General features: G+C 70.3%; 14 protein-coding genes. 7 read left to right on the top strand and 7 right to left on the bottom strand.

Going from position 1 to position 15314, the window contains the following annotated elements:
• Positions 1-134: 134 nt before the first annotated feature.
• Both miaB and MMA15_RS22230 read right to left on the bottom strand, forming a co-directional pair.
• Positions 135-1655 carry a tRNA (N6-isopentenyl adenosine(37)-C2)-methylthiotransferase MiaB gene (gene miaB / locus MMA15_RS22235; protein ID WP_241061869.1) on the bottom strand — a complete coding sequence of 507 codons (1521 nt, stop codon included), beginning with the start codon at positions 1653-1655 and terminating at the stop codon, positions 135-137.
• A 114-nt stretch (positions 1656-1769) separates the two neighbouring features.
• Entirely contained in the window at positions 1770-2675 is a 906-nt protein-coding gene (locus MMA15_RS22230; protein ID WP_241061868.1) for an oxidoreductase, read from the bottom strand.
• A gap of 111 nt (positions 2676-2786) precedes the next feature.
• Between MMA15_RS22230 and MMA15_RS22225 the strand changes: the two genes are divergently transcribed.
• The 4 genes from MMA15_RS22225 to MMA15_RS28305 all read left to right on the top strand — a co-directional run bounded on the left by MMA15_RS22225 (position 2787) and on the right by MMA15_RS28305 (position 5791).
• On the top strand, positions 2787-3377 hold the full coding sequence (locus tag MMA15_RS22225; RefSeq protein WP_241061867.1) for a TetR/AcrR family transcriptional regulator: 591 nt from the start codon (positions 2787-2789) through the stop codon (positions 3375-3377).
• 150 nt (positions 3378-3527) lie between these two features.
• Entirely contained in the window at positions 3528-4520 is a 993-nt protein-coding gene (locus MMA15_RS22220; protein ID WP_241061866.1) for a TAXI family TRAP transporter solute-binding subunit, read from the top strand.
• A gap of 285 nt (positions 4521-4805) precedes the next feature.
• Positions 4806-5321 carry an OPT/YSL family transporter gene (locus MMA15_RS22215; RefSeq protein ID WP_241061865.1) on the top strand — a complete coding sequence of 172 codons (516 nt, stop codon included), beginning with the start codon at positions 4806-4808 and terminating at the stop codon, positions 5319-5321.
• Positions 5318-5791 carry a winged helix-turn-helix domain-containing protein gene (locus MMA15_RS28305; RefSeq protein ID WP_308290577.1) on the top strand — a complete coding sequence of 158 codons (474 nt, stop codon included), beginning with the start codon at positions 5318-5320 and terminating at the stop codon, positions 5789-5791. The genes MMA15_RS22215 and MMA15_RS28305 overlap by 4 nt, the downstream gene beginning before the upstream one ends.
• Positions 5792-5852: 61 nt before the next feature.
• Here the strand turns inward: MMA15_RS28305 and MMA15_RS22205 are convergent, their stop codons facing one another.
• From MMA15_RS22205 to MMA15_RS22190, 4 genes are all read right to left on the bottom strand, one after another.
• Entirely contained in the window at positions 5853-6947 is a 1095-nt protein-coding gene (locus MMA15_RS22205) for a hypothetical protein (protein ID WP_241061864.1), read from the bottom strand.
• A complete protein-coding gene (locus tag MMA15_RS22200) occupies positions 6944-7348 on the bottom strand; it encodes a PadR family transcriptional regulator (RefSeq protein WP_372498285.1) in 405 nt (134 codons plus the stop codon). The genes MMA15_RS22205 and MMA15_RS22200 overlap by 4 nt, the downstream gene beginning before the upstream one ends.
• Positions 7349-7495: 147 nt before the next feature.
• Positions 7496-9508, bottom strand: a complete 2013-nt coding sequence (locus tag MMA15_RS22195; RefSeq protein WP_241061863.1) for a P-loop NTPase fold protein — start codon at positions 9506-9508, stop codon at positions 7496-7498.
• Positions 9509-9688: 180 nt separating this feature from the next.
• Positions 9689-10237 carry an ATP-binding protein gene (locus tag MMA15_RS22190; RefSeq protein ID WP_308290576.1) on the bottom strand — a complete coding sequence of 183 codons (549 nt, stop codon included), beginning with the start codon at positions 10235-10237 and terminating at the stop codon, positions 9689-9691.
• 152 nt (positions 10238-10389) lie between these two features.
• Here MMA15_RS22190 and MMA15_RS22185 point away from each other — a divergent pair, with 152 nt between their 5' ends.
• The gene (locus MMA15_RS22185) at positions 10390-11253 is read left to right on the top strand and encodes a helix-turn-helix domain-containing protein (protein WP_241061862.1); all 864 of its coding nucleotides are present in this window, start codon (positions 10390-10392) and stop codon (positions 11251-11253) included.
• A 5-nt stretch (positions 11254-11258) separates the two neighbouring features.
• A complete protein-coding gene (locus MMA15_RS22180) occupies positions 11259-11459 on the top strand; it encodes a DUF397 domain-containing protein (RefSeq protein ID WP_241061861.1) in 201 nt (66 codons plus the stop codon).
• Positions 11460-11484: 25 nt separating this feature from the next.
• Here the strand turns inward: MMA15_RS22180 and MMA15_RS22175 are convergent, their stop codons facing one another.
• The gene (locus MMA15_RS22175) at positions 11485-11985 is read right to left on the bottom strand and encodes a GNAT family N-acetyltransferase (protein ID WP_241061860.1); all 501 of its coding nucleotides are present in this window, start codon (positions 11983-11985) and stop codon (positions 11485-11487) included.
• A 242-nt stretch (positions 11986-12227) separates the two neighbouring features.
• Here MMA15_RS22175 and MMA15_RS22170 point away from each other — a divergent pair, with 242 nt between their 5' ends.
• Positions 12228-15275 carry an alpha-mannosidase gene (locus MMA15_RS22170; protein ID WP_241061859.1) on the top strand — a complete coding sequence of 1016 codons (3048 nt, stop codon included), beginning with the start codon at positions 12228-12230 and terminating at the stop codon, positions 15273-15275.
• Positions 15276-15314: the final 39 nt, after the last annotated feature.

Raw genomic sequence — 15314 nt, 5'->3', positions numbered from 1 at the left:
ACGCCGCAAGTCGCTCTGTGTAACGGGACGATCCGGACTCGTGCCGGTCGGCTTCCGTCCCGTCCGCTCCCCCGCCGTGCTCGTCTCCGCGGTGACGCTGGACCTGCGGTCCGGCCCGGCGAACGAGCCGCCCGTCAGCAGGCTTGGCAGCCGCTTCCGCCCGCTCCTGCGGGCTGCGGCGCGGGCGCCCCGACGGTCGGCAGACCGAGCATCACGCCGCGCTGCCCGGACTCCACCGCCGGTGCCGCGTTGCGTGCCTCCCATGCGTCGCCGGCCCTGGTACGCCGTACCGCTGCGGGCGGTGTCTCGGCGAGCAGATGGTGCGGAGCCGCGTAGGTCACCTCGACGGTGGCCAAGTCGCCCGGACGCACCGGCACTTCGGGACGGGCGAAGTGCACGAGGCGGTTGTCGGGCGCGCGGCCGGACTGGCGGTTCGTGGCGTCGTTCTTGCGGCCCTCGCCCTCGGCGACGAGGAGTTCGAGGGTCCTTCCGACCTGCTTCTTGTTCTCCTCCCAGGAGATCTCCTCCTGGAGGGCGACGAGCCGTTCGTAGCGCTCCTGCACGGTCTTCTTCGGAATCTGCCCGTCCATCTCGGCGGCGGGCGTCCCGGGCCGCTTGCTGTACTGGAAGGTGAACGCCTGCGCGAAGCGCGCCTCCCGCACGACGTGCAGCGTCTCCTCGAAGTCCTCCTCGGTCTCGCCGGGGAAGCCCACGATGATGTCCGTCGAGATCGCCGCCTCGGGCATCGCGGCACGGACGTTCTCGATGATCTTGAGGAAGCGCTCCTGGCGGTAGGAGCGCCGCATCGCCTTCAGTACGCGGGACGAGCCCGACTGGAGCGGCATGTGGAGCTGCGGCATCACATTGGGCGTCTCCGCCATCGCCTCGATCACGTCGTCCGTGAAGTCGCGCGGATGCGGCGAGGTGAACCGGACCCGCTCCAGGCCCTCGACGCGTCCGCAGGCCCGCAGCAGCTTGCTGAACGCCTCGCGGTCGCCGATGTCGGAGCCGTAGGCGTTGACGTTCTGCCCGAGCAGCGTGATCTCGGTGACTCCCTCGGCGACCAGTGCCTCGATCTCCGCGAGGATGTCGCCGGGCCTGCGGTCCTTCTCCTTGCCGCGTAGCTGCGGAACGATGCAGAAGGTGCAGGTGTTGTTGCATCCGACGGAGACCGACACCCAGGCCGCGTACGCGCTCTCGCGCCGCGTGGGCAGCGTCGAGGGGAACGCCTCCAGCGACTCGGCGATCTCGACCTGCGCCTCCTGCCGTACGCGGGCGCGCTCCAGCAGCACCGGCAGCTTGCCGACGTTGTGGGTGCCGAAGACGACGTCGACCCAGGGGGCCTTCTTCACGATCGTCTCGCGGTCCTTCTGCGCCAGGCAGCCGCCGACGGCGATCTGCATGCCGGGCCTGGCCGCCTTCTTGGGCGCGAGCTGACCCAGGTTGCCGTACAGGCGGTTGTCGGCGTTCTCCCGCACCGCGCAGGTGTTGAAGACGACGAGGTCCGCGCCGGACCCGCTGCCGCCGTCGGCGCCCCCCGCGCCCTCGGGCGCGCGTACGTAGCCCGCCTCCTCCAGCAGGCCCGCCATCCGCTCGCTGTCGTGGACGTTCATCTGGCAGCCGAACGTCCGCAGCTCATAAGTCTTCGCAGTCATCTCAGTCCGACAGGGTACGCGCTCGGGCGCGGCGCACGCCCCCCGCTCACGGGCCCGTGGGCGCTGCGGGCGGAGCCTGCCGCGGTGCGTGAGCCGCGGCCTGCTTCCTGCGGTTCAGGCGGGCCCGGTGGTGGCGGAGGTGAGCGGGAAGGCGACTCCGGTGAGGCTTTCGGACAGGGTCCACAGCCGCTCGGCGTCGCGTTCGTTGCGGGCGGCGGCACTCCTGCCGGACGGTGCCGGGTATCCGCGGCTCTCCATGAAGCCGCCCGGACCGGTGTAGCTGTTGCTGGGCAGCGGCTGGGTCGCCGCGTAGAGGGTGGGCAGCGCGCCCATGTCGTCCCGCTGTGCGAACAGGCGGTTGCCCACGGCCATGAACGCGTTCTCCAGCTTGCTGGCGGAGTGCGACTGGAGGTTGGTGGCGGCGTAGCCGGGGTGGGCGGCGTGTGCGGTGACGGGCGATCCGGCGGCCTCCAGGCGGCGGGCGAGTTCGGCGGTGAAGAGGAGGTTCGCGAGCTTGGACTGGCCGTAGGCCGCCCAACGGCTGTAGCCGCCACGGGAGTTGATGTCGTCGAAGTTGATGCGTCCGGTGCGGTGCATCGCGGAGGAGACGGTCACGACACGACGGGTGATGTGGGGCAGCAGGAGGTTGGTGAGGGCGAAGTGGCCGAGGTGGTTGGTGCCGATCTGCATCTCGAAGCCGTCGGCGGTGCGGCGCTCGGGCACGGCCATCACACCGGCGTTGTTGATGAGGATGTCGAGCGGTCCTTGCCACTGGTCGGCGAAGGCCCGTACGGAGGCCAGGTCGGCGAGGTCGAGGCGCCGTACCTCCGTGCTGCCGGTGAGGGTGGAGGCGGCGGCCTCGCCGCGGGCGGTGTCCCGTACGGCGAGTACGACATGGGCGCCCGCGCGGGCGGTCTCGCGGGCGGTGACCAGGCCAAGGCCGCTGTTGGCGCCGGTGACGACGACGGTGCGGCCGGTGAGGTCGGGGAGCTGCTGTGCTGTCCATGCGGAGTTCTTCATGGCCCCGAATGTAGTCAGTGACAACATTCGGAGTCAACTACCGCCTCCCACCTGGGAGTCCCGCCGCCCTCACCTGGCCCCCGGCCTGCGGCGTTCGGTTACTCTGCCGCCATGTGCGCCCGCTCCTACCACCACGGCAACCTCCGCTCCGCCCTCCTCGCAAGGGCCGAGGAGACGGTGCGCGAACGCGGCGTCGCCGCGCTGTCCCTGCGCGAACTCGCCCGCGAGACCGGCGTCAGCCACGGTGCGCCCCGGCGCCACTTCGGGGACCGCCAGGCGCTGCTGGACGCGCTCGCCGAGGAGGGCTTCGTACGGCTCGGCCAGGACCTCGACGACGCCGTGCGCGACGCCGAACCGGACTGCACATCGCGCCTGAAGGCCCTGTCACACGCGTATGTGCGCTTCGCCACGCGGCACGCGGCGCTGCTGGAGCTGATGTACGCGGGCAAGCACCGCGAGGGGGCCGAGTCGGTGCACGCTGCGGCGGAACGGGCCTTCGCAGTGGCGCTCGGCGTCATCGCCGACGCGCAGAAGACGGGTGAACTGGTGCCCGGCGACCCGGAGTCGCTGGCTCAGGTGGCGCTCGCGACGCTCCACGGACTGACGGCGATGAGCGGCAGCGGGATGCTCGAAGGCCAGGATCTGGAGACGGTGGTGCCCGATGCGGTGGAGAAGCTGCTGTACGGGCTGCGGCGGCGATGAGCGCGGGGCCGTAGCGCCGTAGGTGTCCCCGGGGCCGCCGACGGAGCGAGGGCGCGGCGGTGTGCGTCCCCGAATCCCGCACTCTCGCGTCCCGGGCGCCGGGCTGGCACGATCACGCCCATGTTCAGCCTCCGCCGTACCGCAGACCGCATGAGCCACAGCATTCACCGTGGCATGCGGCGCCCGTCGCGAGTCGCCGGCGTACTGGTCGTCGTGCTCGGGTTGCTGCTGTGGTGGCTCGTCCCCGCCGGCTCCTCCTCCCCCAGCGGCACGGTCTCGTTCGCGACGGGCGTGCCCACCGGCGTGTACGCACGTTACGGCAGCCTTCTCAAGGACCGTCTCCACCGCGAACTGCCCGATGTGCGACTGCGGTTGCTGGCCAGCCAGGGCTCGGTGCAGAACCTCGACATGGTCACCTCCGGCAAGGCCTCCTTCACCATCGCGGCGGCGGACGCCGTCGCCACCTACCGCGACGACGGCGAGCCGGGCGCCGACAGGCTGCGCGCCTGCGCACGGCTCTACGACGACTACATGCAGCTCGTCGTTCCGGCGGGCTCCCCGGTACGCAGCGCGAAGGACCTCAAGGGGATGCGGGTCGGCGTCGGCCAGGAGCGCTCCGGCGTGAACCTCATAGCCGGACGGCTGCTGCGCGCCGCGGGCCTCGACGTCGACAAGGACGTGCACGCGGTGCACAAGGGCATAGACCGCATGCCCGACCTGCTGGAGAAGGGCAAGATCGACGCCTTCTTCTGGTCCGGCGGCCTTCCCACCACCGCCATCGAGAGCCTCTCGGCGAAGACCAACATCCAACTCGTCCAGCTCGGCGACCTGGTGGAGAAGCTGCACGCCCTGGAACCGGAGACCCGGCACTACCGTGCCGCGGTGATGCCCGCCGACGCCTATCCGGCGGTGCAGCAGGGAGAACCGGTCAACACCGTGGCCGTGGCCAACCTGCTGGTGACGACCGAACGCACCGACACAGCACTGACCGAGGGCATGACGCGTGCGGTGCTCAACAGCCGGGACCAGATCGGCGAGAAGGTGCACGCGGCACAGAAGGTCGACCGGCGCACCGCGATCTACACGACCCCGCTACAGCTCCACAGCGGGGCCCGTCACTACTACAGGTCCGTCAAGCCCTGAACCCCCGGGCAGGTCGAGCACCGGGCGGGCCCCGAACACTGGACGGGGCCCGGCAGTTGACGCGGACGCCCGGGACCGCGTGATCCGTCCACGCGAGAGCGTGACCAGCCCGCGGGCACGCCGCTCTGCACGGCCCCCGTGCGCCGCCCCACGACCGCCCTCCGCCAACTCCCCTCCACACCAAGCACTTTCCACTCAGGAAACCACTTGCCGATCCGGACAACGGACTGCTACTTTCCCGCTAGGAAAGTAGTTCCGACGAGAGAAAGTACGGGAGTGGTCACGATGACCGACCGGCGTCCTACGCCCGACGAGGCGGCACGCGCCCTGGAGCAGATCGGCCGGCGCGAAGAGCAGGCGCTGGATACCGCGACGAGCGACGCGACCTGGGTCCGGGTGGTCGTCGGCGTGCTGCTGCTGGTGAACCTCGCCTCCCGTGACTTCCTGGGAAGCGACGCCAACTCATGGATATCCATAGGGTTTTCGCTCCTGATCGTCCTGTACGCGATACTGCTGCGGACGCGACGCGGATCGAGCGCGCTGGGCCGGTCGGCCCGGGTCGACAGGAAGGCCGTCGCAAGGAACGCCGCCGCCCGGACCCGATGGGTGCCACTCGTGATCGTGGTCCTCGCGCTCGCGGTCGGCCTCTCGGGAGCACACCTCGACCTCCCCTACTGGCACACCGCTCTCGGCGCGGTACTGGCCGCCGTACTGATCTTCTTCGGCCCCACGCTGGAGAGGGCGCTGCTCTCGCCCGGCAAGCGCGGCACACCGCACGGGACGGGCGCGGTCCGCACATGACGCACGCCGACCTCGACCCGGTCCTCCTCGACCCCACGCGCCTGTCCATCGTGTCGCTCCTGGCGGCCACGGAGTGGGCCGAGTTCGGCTGGGTGCGCGACGCCGTGGGCATGTCCGACTCGGCGCTGTCCAAGCAGGTCACGACCCTGGGCAAGCAGGGCTATGTGGAGGTCGAGAAGGGCTACGTGGGCAAGCGTCCGCGGACCTGGCTGAACCTCAGCGAGGACGGACGCACCGCGCTGGAGGACCATGTCTCCGCGCTTCAGCGGATCGTCGAGCAGTCGCGGCAGGCGGGCGAGGCACACGTGGCCGACGGCCACACGGACGACGCGGACGACGCGGCGCAGGGGACGAGGGAGCGGGGCGCTACCGGACAGAGCGCCACCGGGCAGGGCGCCGCGGGCACTGCGCGGAGCCCGTCTTCCGCCCGGCGGCCGGTGAGGCGTTCACCGCCACCCGCGAGCGCCTGACCCGCCCCGGCCGGGACCGCACACCAGCCACGGTCCCCGACTCGCCCCGCCGGTACGGGAGTTACTCCAGGGCGCCGCTCTCCTCGCGGGTGGGAAGCGGCGCCTGGCCACGGCGCGCGAGACGCCCTCCAGCGACCCCCAGCGCGACGACCAGCCCCGCGAGCACCGCCGCCTGAGCCCCCGCCGCGTACAGATACGAGGCGGGCATACGGCTCTGCACGAGCAGCGCCAGCATCCCCGTACGTTCGGCCAGCACGACGAGGCTCAGCAGCGCCAGGGCCAGCGGCACGGCCGGATCGCCCGCGCCACCCGCGGAAGCCTCACCTGCGGGAGCCTCGCCGGAGCGACCGCGCCGGTCGCCGCGTACGAGCGCGGCAGCCCACCACAGCACTCCCGCCAGGACGCAGACCGTGCCGCTCGACCAGACGGAGTCGGCCCCGTCGCGCCACAGCACGACCGAGCCGCCCATCAGCACACAGACGGCCATCAGCGCCAACCCTGGCCGCACCGCCGGGAGTCGGGCCGCCGGTGCGTCGCTGTGGAAGGCGCAGCTAAGCGCGAGAACGGTGAGCCAGCCCGAGGCCGCGAAGGCGATGTCGAAGCCGTCGATCCGCACCGGCCCGCCCGTCGCCCAGTCCACGGCGAACATCAGCGCGGGCAGGGCCGCGAGCACGGAGAGCACGAGAGCGGTGCGCCGCCGGTCCCGGAGCAGCGCCGCGTACGCCGCAACCCAGCACAGCGGCAGCAGCCACAGAAGGGTCTCGCGCACACCTGAGAGCACGCCCTGCTGGCCGTCGAAGACGCCGAGGAACAAGTCGCGGTCGCGGGCGGGCGCCCCGCTGACGTAGGCCAACGCGAGGGCGCGGTCGGTGAGTTCGCGTGCGCCGTGCAGCAGGATGCTCAGCAGCGCGAACAGCCGCACGGTCGCACCGGCGAGGACATGGCGGGGAGCGGCGCCCGCACCGCCCGTCCGGGTCCGTACGGCGAGCGCGGCGATGCTGGCCACCTCCCGCCAGGTGGGCCGCAGTTCGTCCTGCTCGTACTCGTCGAAGTCCTGGAGATAGGTGTCGACGATCTCCTCCTCGCGCTGGGCGCGATAGGACGCGGGCAGCATGCGCAGCACCCTGCGGTAGCGCTTCTCCAGCAGCGAGGTCATGCGCCGCCTCCGGCGAGGCCGGGGCGTACGTGCCCGTGCGGGGGCGAGGCGGCGGGCGGCTGCTTCCCCGTGGCTCCCCCGCGGCGGCCCTCCACTCGCCGGGCCGCCGTGCGCGCTCCTTCCGCCATGCGCTCCGCCTCCTCCGAGAGCGCCGCCTCACCGGCGTCCGTCAGCCGGTAGTAGCGCCGCAGGCGTCCCTGGTGCGCCTCCTCCCGGTCCAGCTCGATCAACTCGTCCGCCGCCAGCCGGTCCAGGACTCCGTAGAGCGTGCCGATCCGGAGCTGCACGCGGCCGCCGGAGAGCGCGTCGACCTCCTGCACGATGCCGTAGCCGTGGCGCGGCTCGTCGGTCAGTGCGACGAGGACGAAGAACGCCGTCTGCGTCAAACCTCTCGATGCCATGGCGGCAGCATATCCTGGAAGACAGGATATAGGGAGCGGTATCGGGAGCGGTCAGGCTGCGGCGTCCCGAAGGGGGCAGGGATTCGGCGTGCCGCCAACACCCGTGGCAACGGCCGTCGTTGCGCTGGTCGCACCCCGCAACTGGCCCTACGCAGGCGGCGTCTGCGCCTGTGACGGCACCTGCGACGGCGACTGTGACTGGGCCTGCGGGTCGACGCGCGAATCGCGCCCCGCCGCGACCCTGGCGACCAACCGCTGGAGCATGTCGGGGCTCGCCGTGATCCCGGCGCCCAACTCCTCGGCTCGTGCCTCGCGGGCGGGCGTGACCCTGCCCGTGTAGAAGATCACCGGGCCCGTGTAGAAGTTGCCACGCGCGAGACCTTCGACGTCCTTGAACCCCCCCTCCCGGTCGGCACCGCGGGTGATGTCCGAGATCAGCAAGTCGTGGTCCTCCCCCGCGAGACGGCGCTCCGCCTCCGCCCGGTCCTCCACCACCTCGACCGACGCGCCTGCCCGGCGCAGCGCCCGTACGTCCAGTTCCACGGTGTCCGGGCTGTCGTCGATCCAGAGGATGTGCATGCCCTCCAGCGCCGGCGCGGTGCGCCCCCTGGAGCCGTCCGCGGTGCCGGTCGGCTCGGGCGGAAGAGGCGGATACGACTGGTACGGCGGGTACGCCTGCATCCCCTGGGGCGCGTTCAGCCCCTGGGGCGCGTGCATCCCCTGATACGGCTGGTAGGCCTGCGGAACGGGGTACGACTGGTACCCCGGGGCATACGGCTCCGGCTGCGGCGCGGCGGGCTCGGCCGCGCTCTGGAGCGGCTGCTGCCGGAGCCGGTTGATCAGCTCTTCCGCCTCCGGCTCGTTCATCAAGTCGTCGACCAGGGACGTGAATCCACGGTCACTGGCCAACTCCGGGAAGCCGCTGGGCAGTTGTGCTTCCAGCTCGGACAGGTTCTCAGCCCATGCGCCGGAGTTCCCGAGCAGCGGCTGCCGTACCTGGTGTTCCGCGAAGAAGCGCACGACCTCCTCGTCGCTCGCCGCGTCGCCGTCGACCTCCAGGAGCCTGAGCCTCACCTGACGGTACGTCTGGAACTCGTTGAGCACGTCGCCGTCCGCGCCGACCCGGCCGACCAGCATCCGGTAGAAGTCCGGGTAGAGGTACTGGAGTACGAGAGCGCTGACCACGGTGTCGGCGGCCTGGGACACGAAGTCCCGCCACAGCGGGTTGAGTCCGACCTCCAGCACGAAGCCGTTGATCAGCTTCTTGATGCGCCGCGGATTGCGCTGGGAGTGATCGGCGATGCGCGTGACGAGTCCTTCGTTGAGCAGCATGAGAATGCCGGAGTCGCGAGCGCACCGGCGTACGAAGTCCTCGATGCCGTCGCTGTCCGGTACGGGAATCCGGAAGGTCGTCTGGAAGATCTTCTCCATGAACGCCGACCCGGCCGGTGACAGGTCGCGCAGCAGACCGTTCGACGAGAGCGCCGAGCGGTCGCATCCGATGACGAACGCGAGCCCCGGCACGTCCAGATAGACCTTCACCGCCTCGCACACCGCGAGAACCGTCTCCTCCGAGCAGCGGTCCAGATCGTCGATGAAGACGACCAGCAGTTCCCTCGGAGAGAAGTCGCCGTTCTCGACCCGCTCCTCCACTGCCGTTCTGATCGCCTGCCGCGTGGCGTTCCGGGCCTGCGGACTTACGGAGAACTCCTTCCACAACCGGTTCACCAGCGGAGCGAGCCCGAGCACGCCCACAAGCAGTACGAAGACGGCGCGGCAGAACGCCCGCAGGGTTCTGCGCTCGGAGAAGCTCTGAATCACGCGACGCACGATCCGCTTGTCGAAGCGCATCAGAACGGACTTGATCAGACCTTCGAGGGTGTCCGGCCTGTCCGCATCGGTCGAAGTCCACGCGTTGTACCAGACCGTGCGCGCCCCGTGGACCTCCGTCAGCTCCTTGTCGACCAGGCGCATCAGGCTGCTCTTGCCCGTACCCCACCCCGAATCGACGGCCAGTGTGAAGGGCGTGGAGGTGCGTGACGCGACCAGCAGCGCGGCGAGCTGCTGCGCCGGGTCGCGAGCGCCCAGCAGATCCGACTCCGCGTCGGTGACCGGCTCGTCGTTGATCAGTGAGAACTGAAGCGGGTTGTACCCGGCCACGGCGCGCCCCCGTTGTGTCGCCTTCGTCCGCCATCGGAACCGGCCGTCATCGTAGTCGTACGTGACGGGGCCCACGTCGGGCGCGTCGGGGCGCCAACTGCCGTACAGGCGACGGGAGTCGGCGGGCCCGGGGCGACCGGACCCGTTCGGCTCGTCGGGGTGCGAGGGCGCGCAATCGCGTCAGCCCGTGAGCGCGGCGGCCTCGGCCGGGAGCTCGGATCGGGCTGATGTGGCCGCGTCCCCGCCCAGACCCTCGTCCCTGACCTGGCCCTGGTCCAGATCTAGATCCGCCCAGACGGTCTTGCCTGACGGCGAGCGGGGAGCTGTGCCCCAACGGGTCGCGAGCGTCTGTACGAGCAGCAGGCCACGGCCCGACTCGGCGTCGAGGGGCGGAAGTTGAGCCGGAGCCGGAGGCGGTACGGACTCGCCCCTGGCGTCGGCCACCTCGATCCGCAGCGTGGCCGGGAGCAGCAGCCCCGGACCGGTGGCCATGCGGAGCCGGAAGCGACGTCCCACGACGCGGCCGTGAGTGGCGGCGTTCGCGGCCAGTTCCCCGATCAGTAGCGAACCGGTCTGCGAGACCTCGTCGTCGTACGGCCAGCCCCACGCGGCGAGTTGCCGAACGCCCACGAGCCGGGCGAGCCGCGCTCCGCGCGGAGTCGAACTGAAGAGCTGCACGAATTCATGTACGGGCGCGCCGATTTCGGCCCGGCTGATCTCGGTTTTCACGTCACTGAGCGTGGTTGGCCGACCATAATCGGTCGAGGGGGATGAGCCGTACCAGTACCGGTTGTACGGAAGCACCCACGCATACGTCCGAGTAGCCAGCGGTGACGAGTCCCTGGTGCGGAGTGTTGAGTACGGATGAAGGGGGTGGGCCAATGATCAGCGAAGGCGATCACGAAGCGAAGTCGGCTCAGCATGAAGGAAGTTGGACGATTGCGGCGGACAGTGGCGACCCGCTGCTGAAGGCGGTCGGCACGCAGATCAAGTATCTGCGGGACAAGGCGGGGCTCACACAGGCGGAGTTCGGGGGCCAGATCGGTTACGGCGTCGATCAGGTCTCGTCAGTGGAGCGGGGAAGGCGTCCTCCGAAGCCGCAGTTCATCACGGGAGCGGAGCGAGTTCTCGATGCGGGAGGGATGCTTGCCGCAATCGAGGACATCGTGGACCAGGCACGACTGCCTGCCCGATTCCGTGACTTCGCCAAATGGGAGAGGGACGCGGAGAGCTTCCATTCGTACAGTCCGTTCAGGGTCCCTGGGCTGTTGCAGACGAAGCCGTACATCGAAGCGTTGATGAGCCAGAACTGCCCGCCCTTGAATGATGGAACGGTGGAAGACCGCGTCGCGGCACGGCTCGAACGGCAGGAGATCTTCGACAGGTCCCCCGCGGTGGTGCTCGGATTCGTGATCGAGGAGGCCGCGCTGCGACGGCCGGTCGGCGGCCCGTCGGTGATGAAGGAACAGCTCAATCTGCTGCTGGAGCGATCCGCACTCCGACACGTGTCGATCCAGGTAATGCCGATGGAGCGATGGCAGTTCAGCCCTCTCGGGCCTCTCGTCCTCCTGGAGACGCGTGACGGCCGGTCGCTCGCGTACAGCGAGACTCAAGGCATGAGCAGCTTCATCACTGACCGAGAACCGCTACAGACATGCATCCAGCGGCATGGAATCATCCGCATGCAGGCCCTGGACACCGAGCAATCTGCCCGATTCATCGAGCAGTTGGCAGGAGAGCTATGAGGGACATGCGGAGGACATCCGGCATACGGTCCACATGTACGTGGCGCAAGAGCAGCTACAGCGACGACGAGGGTGCCGAATGCGTCGAGGTCGCCGAGGCGACCTCCGCCGTACACATACGGGACTCCAAGGACCCGGAGGGTCCCCACCTCACCGTGCCGCGCGGCGGCTGGACGCGCTTCCTCCGCTACGCCACGCAGCGCTGAGGAGCCCCACCAGCAGGATCACGGCCTACGGCCGGAGCCCCAGGTCCCGCTGATACCAGGTGCCCGGCTTACCGCCGACGTCGGCCGGGTCAGCCGGGCCGACCGGGACGAACCCGGCCTTGGTCAGCACCCTTCGGGACGCGGCGTTGTCGAGGGATGTGGCCGCCCGAAGGGTGCGCAGCCCGTGCCGCGCCGCCGCCAGTCGGCACAGCTCCCGTACGGTCTCAGTCGCCACGCCACGTCCGGTGACACGCTGTGCGACCCGGTAGCCCAGCTCGGCGGTGCCGTCCTTGAGGTCGTACAGGTTGAACCGGCCCAGAACCGATCCGTCCTCGTCCACGAGCACATAGAAGGCACTGATCCCGGCCTCTTGCTCGGCAAGCAAGGCGCCGTACCTGTCGGCGAACTGGTCGAAGAACTCGTGGCCGCGGTCGGAGATCGAGGCAGCGAAGTAGGCGCGGTTCGCCAGCTCGAAGGCCAGGACCGCGGGGGCGTCGCCGGCGTGCAGGCGCCTCAGCTCGGGCACCGCTCAACTCTACTCCGGCAGCCCCGAGTTCAGGGCGCGCGGCTTTACGGCCGTAGTGCTACGCCCGTGGTCGTCGTGCTCGCCGTGCTCGCCCTGGGACGTGTCGAGAGGCATGAGCGCCTGCCCCCAATACGCCACCCCGGGCTGAAACACAACGCTGTCGCCGCGGGCGGCGGAATGGCAGGCTCCTCACCAGGTGGAACGTAACGAGCACCCGAGGACCCGTAGATCGGAGCAGCCGCATGCACGACGACCGCCGCATCGTTGAGGACCGCCTGCGCCGTGTCCTGGCCGAGCGGATCAAGCCCGCCGTATACAGCAGTCCGCTGCCCCTGACCGTGGAGCGCTGGGATGCCCCCGGCGAACCCGTTCCCGTGGCGGAAGGGCTCGCCGCCCCGTACGGGCCCTCGAAGGCAGGTGAGCGCTGGGGCCCCGCGTGGGGCACGACGTGGTTCAAGGTGACCGGGCGGGTGCCGCCGGAGTGGCAGGGACGGACCGTAGAGGCGGTGCTGGACCTGGGCTTCGACCGGAACATGCCGGGCTTCCAGTGCGAGGGGCTGGTCTACCGGGCCGACGGCGAGGCCGTGAAGGCGCTCAACCCGCGCAACGACTGGGTCCGTGTCGCGGAGTCGGCGGCCGGGGGCGAGGACGTCGAGCTGTTCGTCGAGGCGGCGGCGAACCCCATCGTCAACACGCCCCAACTGCCCACGTACCAGGGCGACAAGCTGACCTCCAGCGACCGTCCGCTCTACCGGCTGCGCCGTATGGACCTGGCGGTCTTCGAGACCGAGGTGTGGGAGCTGGTGCAGGACCTCGAGGTCGCCGGGTCGCTGATGAAGGAGCTGCCGCTGGAGGACGCGCGGCGCTGGGAGTTGCTGCGGGCGATCGAGGAGGCGCTGGACGCTCTCGGCGTTCATGACATCGTTGGCAACGCCTCCGCCGCGCGGGCCGCGCTCAGCGGCGTGCTCTCCACTCCCGCGCGTCCCTCCGCGCACCGCGTCAGCGCCGTAGGGCATGCGCACATCGACTCGGCGTGGCTGTGGCCGGTGCGCGAGACGGTACGGAAGGTGGCGCGTACGGCGTCGAACATGGTCAATCTCATGGACGACCACCCGGAGTTCGTCTTCGCGATGTCCTCCGCGCAGCAGCTCGACTGGATCAAGAACTACCGGCCCGAGGTGTACGCGAAGGTCAAGAAGAAGGTGGCGGACGGGCAGTTCGTGCCGGTGGGCGGCATGTGGGTCGAGTCCGACACGAACATGGTCGGCGGCGAGGCCATGGCGCGGCAGTTCGTCTACGGGAAGCGGTTCTTCCTGGAGGAGTTCGGCGTCGAGACCAGGGAGGTGTGGCTGCCGGACTCCTTCGGCTATACGGCGGCCATGCCGCAGATCGTGAAGCTGGCGGGAGCCAAGTGGTTCCTGACGCAGAAGATCTCGTGGAGCGAGACGAACAAGTTCCCGCATCACACCTTCTGGTGGGAGGGCATCGACGGCACGCGGGTCTTCACGCACTTCCCGCCCGTCGACACCTACAACTCCGACCTGGGCGGCGCCGAGATGGCGCACGCGGCGCGCAACTACCAGGAGAAGGGCAGCGGTTCACGTTCGCTGGCGCCGTTCGGCTGGGGCGACGGGGGCGGCGGTTCGACGCGCGAGATGCTGGCGCGTGCGGAGCGGCTGAAGGACCTGGAGGGGTCGCCGCGGGTGACGGTCGAGAAGCCGTCGGCGTTCTTCTCCAAGGCCCACGAGGAGTACGGCGAGAAGGCCCCGGTGTGGGCGGGCGAGCTGTATCTGGAGCTGCACCGCGGCACGTACACCTCGCAGGCGAAGACCAAGCAGGGCAACCGGCACAGCGAATCCCTGCTGCGCGAGGCCGAGTTGTGGGCGGCCACCGCCGCTGTGCGCGCCGGGCGTTCCGATCCGTACGAGTATCCGTACGAGCAACTGGACGAGCTGTGGAAGACGGTGCTGCTGCACCAGTTCCACGACATCCTGCCGGGCTCGTCGATCGCCTGGGTGCACCGGGAGGCCCGGGAGACCTACGCACGGGTGCGGTCCGAGCTGGAGGAGATCATCGCGGGCGCACAGACCGCGCTCGTGGGCGGCGGCGACGTCCCGGTCGTCTTCAACGCGGCGCCGCACGCACGTGACGGCGTCGCCGCTGGCGGCGCGGCACCGGCCCGTGAGCGCGCCGGGGGCACGCCCGTCACGGTGGAGGAACGGCCGGGCGGCGGCTGGACGTTGGCCAACGGGCTGCTGCGTATCGAGGTCGACGGACGCGGCCTGGTCGTCTCCGCGTACGACAAGGAGGGACGCCGGGAGAGCGTCGCACCGGGCGAGGCGGCCAACCTGCTCCAGATCCACCCGGACCTGCCCAATCACTGGGACGCCTGGGACGTCGACCGCTTCTACCGGCACAACGTCACCGACCTGACCGGCACGGACGAGATGGAGCTGGCCGAATCCGGCGAGGAGCGCGCCACGGTGCGCGTCGCCCGCTCCTTCGGCGACTCGAAGGTGGTGCAGCGGCTGACGCTGCGCGCCGGTGCGAAGGTGCTCGACATCGACACCGAAGTGGACTGGCACGAGAGCGAGATGTTCCTCAAGGCCGCCTTCCCGCTGGATGTGAAGGCCGAACGGTCCGCGTCCGAGACGCAGTTCGGGCACGTCTTCCGGCCGACGCACACCAACACCTCGTGGGAGACGGCGAAGTTCGAGATCTGCGCGCACCGCTGGATCCACGTGGAGGAGCCCGGCTGGGGCGCGGCGCTCGTCAACGACTCGACATACGGGCACGACGTGACCCGCACGGTCCGCGACGACGGCGGGCAGACCACCACCGTGCGCCTGTCGCTGCTGCGTGCGCCCCGCTACCCGGACCCGGAGACCGACCAGGGCACCCACCGGCTGCGCTTCGCGCTGGCGCCGGGCGCGAGCGTCGGCGACGCCGTACGGGAGGGCCACTGGATCAACCTGCCGGAGCGCACGGTGCGCGGCTCGGGCGAGGCCGTGGCGCCACTGGTCGGCGTCGACAACGACCAGGTCGTGATCGAGGCGGTCAAGCTCGCGGACGACCGCAGCGGCGACGTCGTCGTACGGCTCTACGAGTCGCACGGCGGACGCGCCCACGCGGTCGTCACCGCGGGTACCCCGGTCACGTCGGTGAGCGAGACGGACCTCCTGGAACGCCCGCTTGAGGACGCCCCCGCGCGTGAGCTGTCGGCAGACGGCTCGGTGTCGGTGACGCTCCGGCCGTTCCAGATCCTGACGCTGCGCTTCGCGAGGGGGTAGCGGCTTACTGGGCATGCGGGGCGGGGGTCCCCGGCCGGG

Origin of the sequence: Streptomyces marispadix, assembly GCF_022524345.1 — a bacterium.
In the GTDB taxonomy this organism is placed as follows: Bacteria; Actinomycetota; Actinomycetes; order Streptomycetales; family Streptomycetaceae; genus Streptomyces; species Streptomyces marispadix.
This window is presented reverse-complemented; position numbering and strand designations above follow the sequence as displayed.

Coding starts and splice junctions, on each gene's coding strand:
- MMA15_RS22185 (WP_241061862.1), top strand. CDS start 10,390: ATGATCAGCGAAGGCGATCACGAAGCGAAGTCGGCTCAGCATGAAGGA.
- MMA15_RS22215 (WP_241061865.1), top strand. CDS start 4,806: ATGACCGACCGGCGTCCTACGCCCGACGAGGCGGCACGCGCCCTGGAG.
- MMA15_RS22230 (WP_241061868.1), bottom strand. CDS start 2,675: ATGAAGAACTCCGCATGGACAGCACAGCAGCTCCCCGACCTCACCGGC.
- miaB (WP_241061869.1), bottom strand. CDS start 1,655: ATGACTGCGAAGACTTATGAGCTGCGGACGTTCGGCTGCCAGATGAAC.
- MMA15_RS22180 (WP_241061861.1), top strand. CDS start 11,259: ATGCGGAGGACATCCGGCATACGGTCCACATGTACGTGGCGCAAGAGC.
- MMA15_RS28305 (WP_308290577.1), top strand. CDS start 5,318: ATGACGCACGCCGACCTCGACCCGGTCCTCCTCGACCCCACGCGCCTG.
- MMA15_RS22170 (WP_241061859.1), top strand. CDS start 12,228: ATGCACGACGACCGCCGCATCGTTGAGGACCGCCTGCGCCGTGTCCTG.
- MMA15_RS22220 (WP_241061866.1), top strand. CDS start 3,528: ATGAGCCACAGCATTCACCGTGGCATGCGGCGCCCGTCGCGAGTCGCC.
- MMA15_RS22205 (WP_241061864.1), bottom strand. CDS start 6,947: ATGACCTCGCTGCTGGAGAAGCGCTACCGCAGGGTGCTGCGCATGCTG.
- MMA15_RS22200 (WP_372498285.1), bottom strand. CDS start 7,348: ATGGCATCGAGAGGTTTGACGCAGACGGCGTTCTTCGTCCTCGTCGCA.
- MMA15_RS22225 (WP_241061867.1), top strand. CDS start 2,787: ATGTGCGCCCGCTCCTACCACCACGGCAACCTCCGCTCCGCCCTCCTC.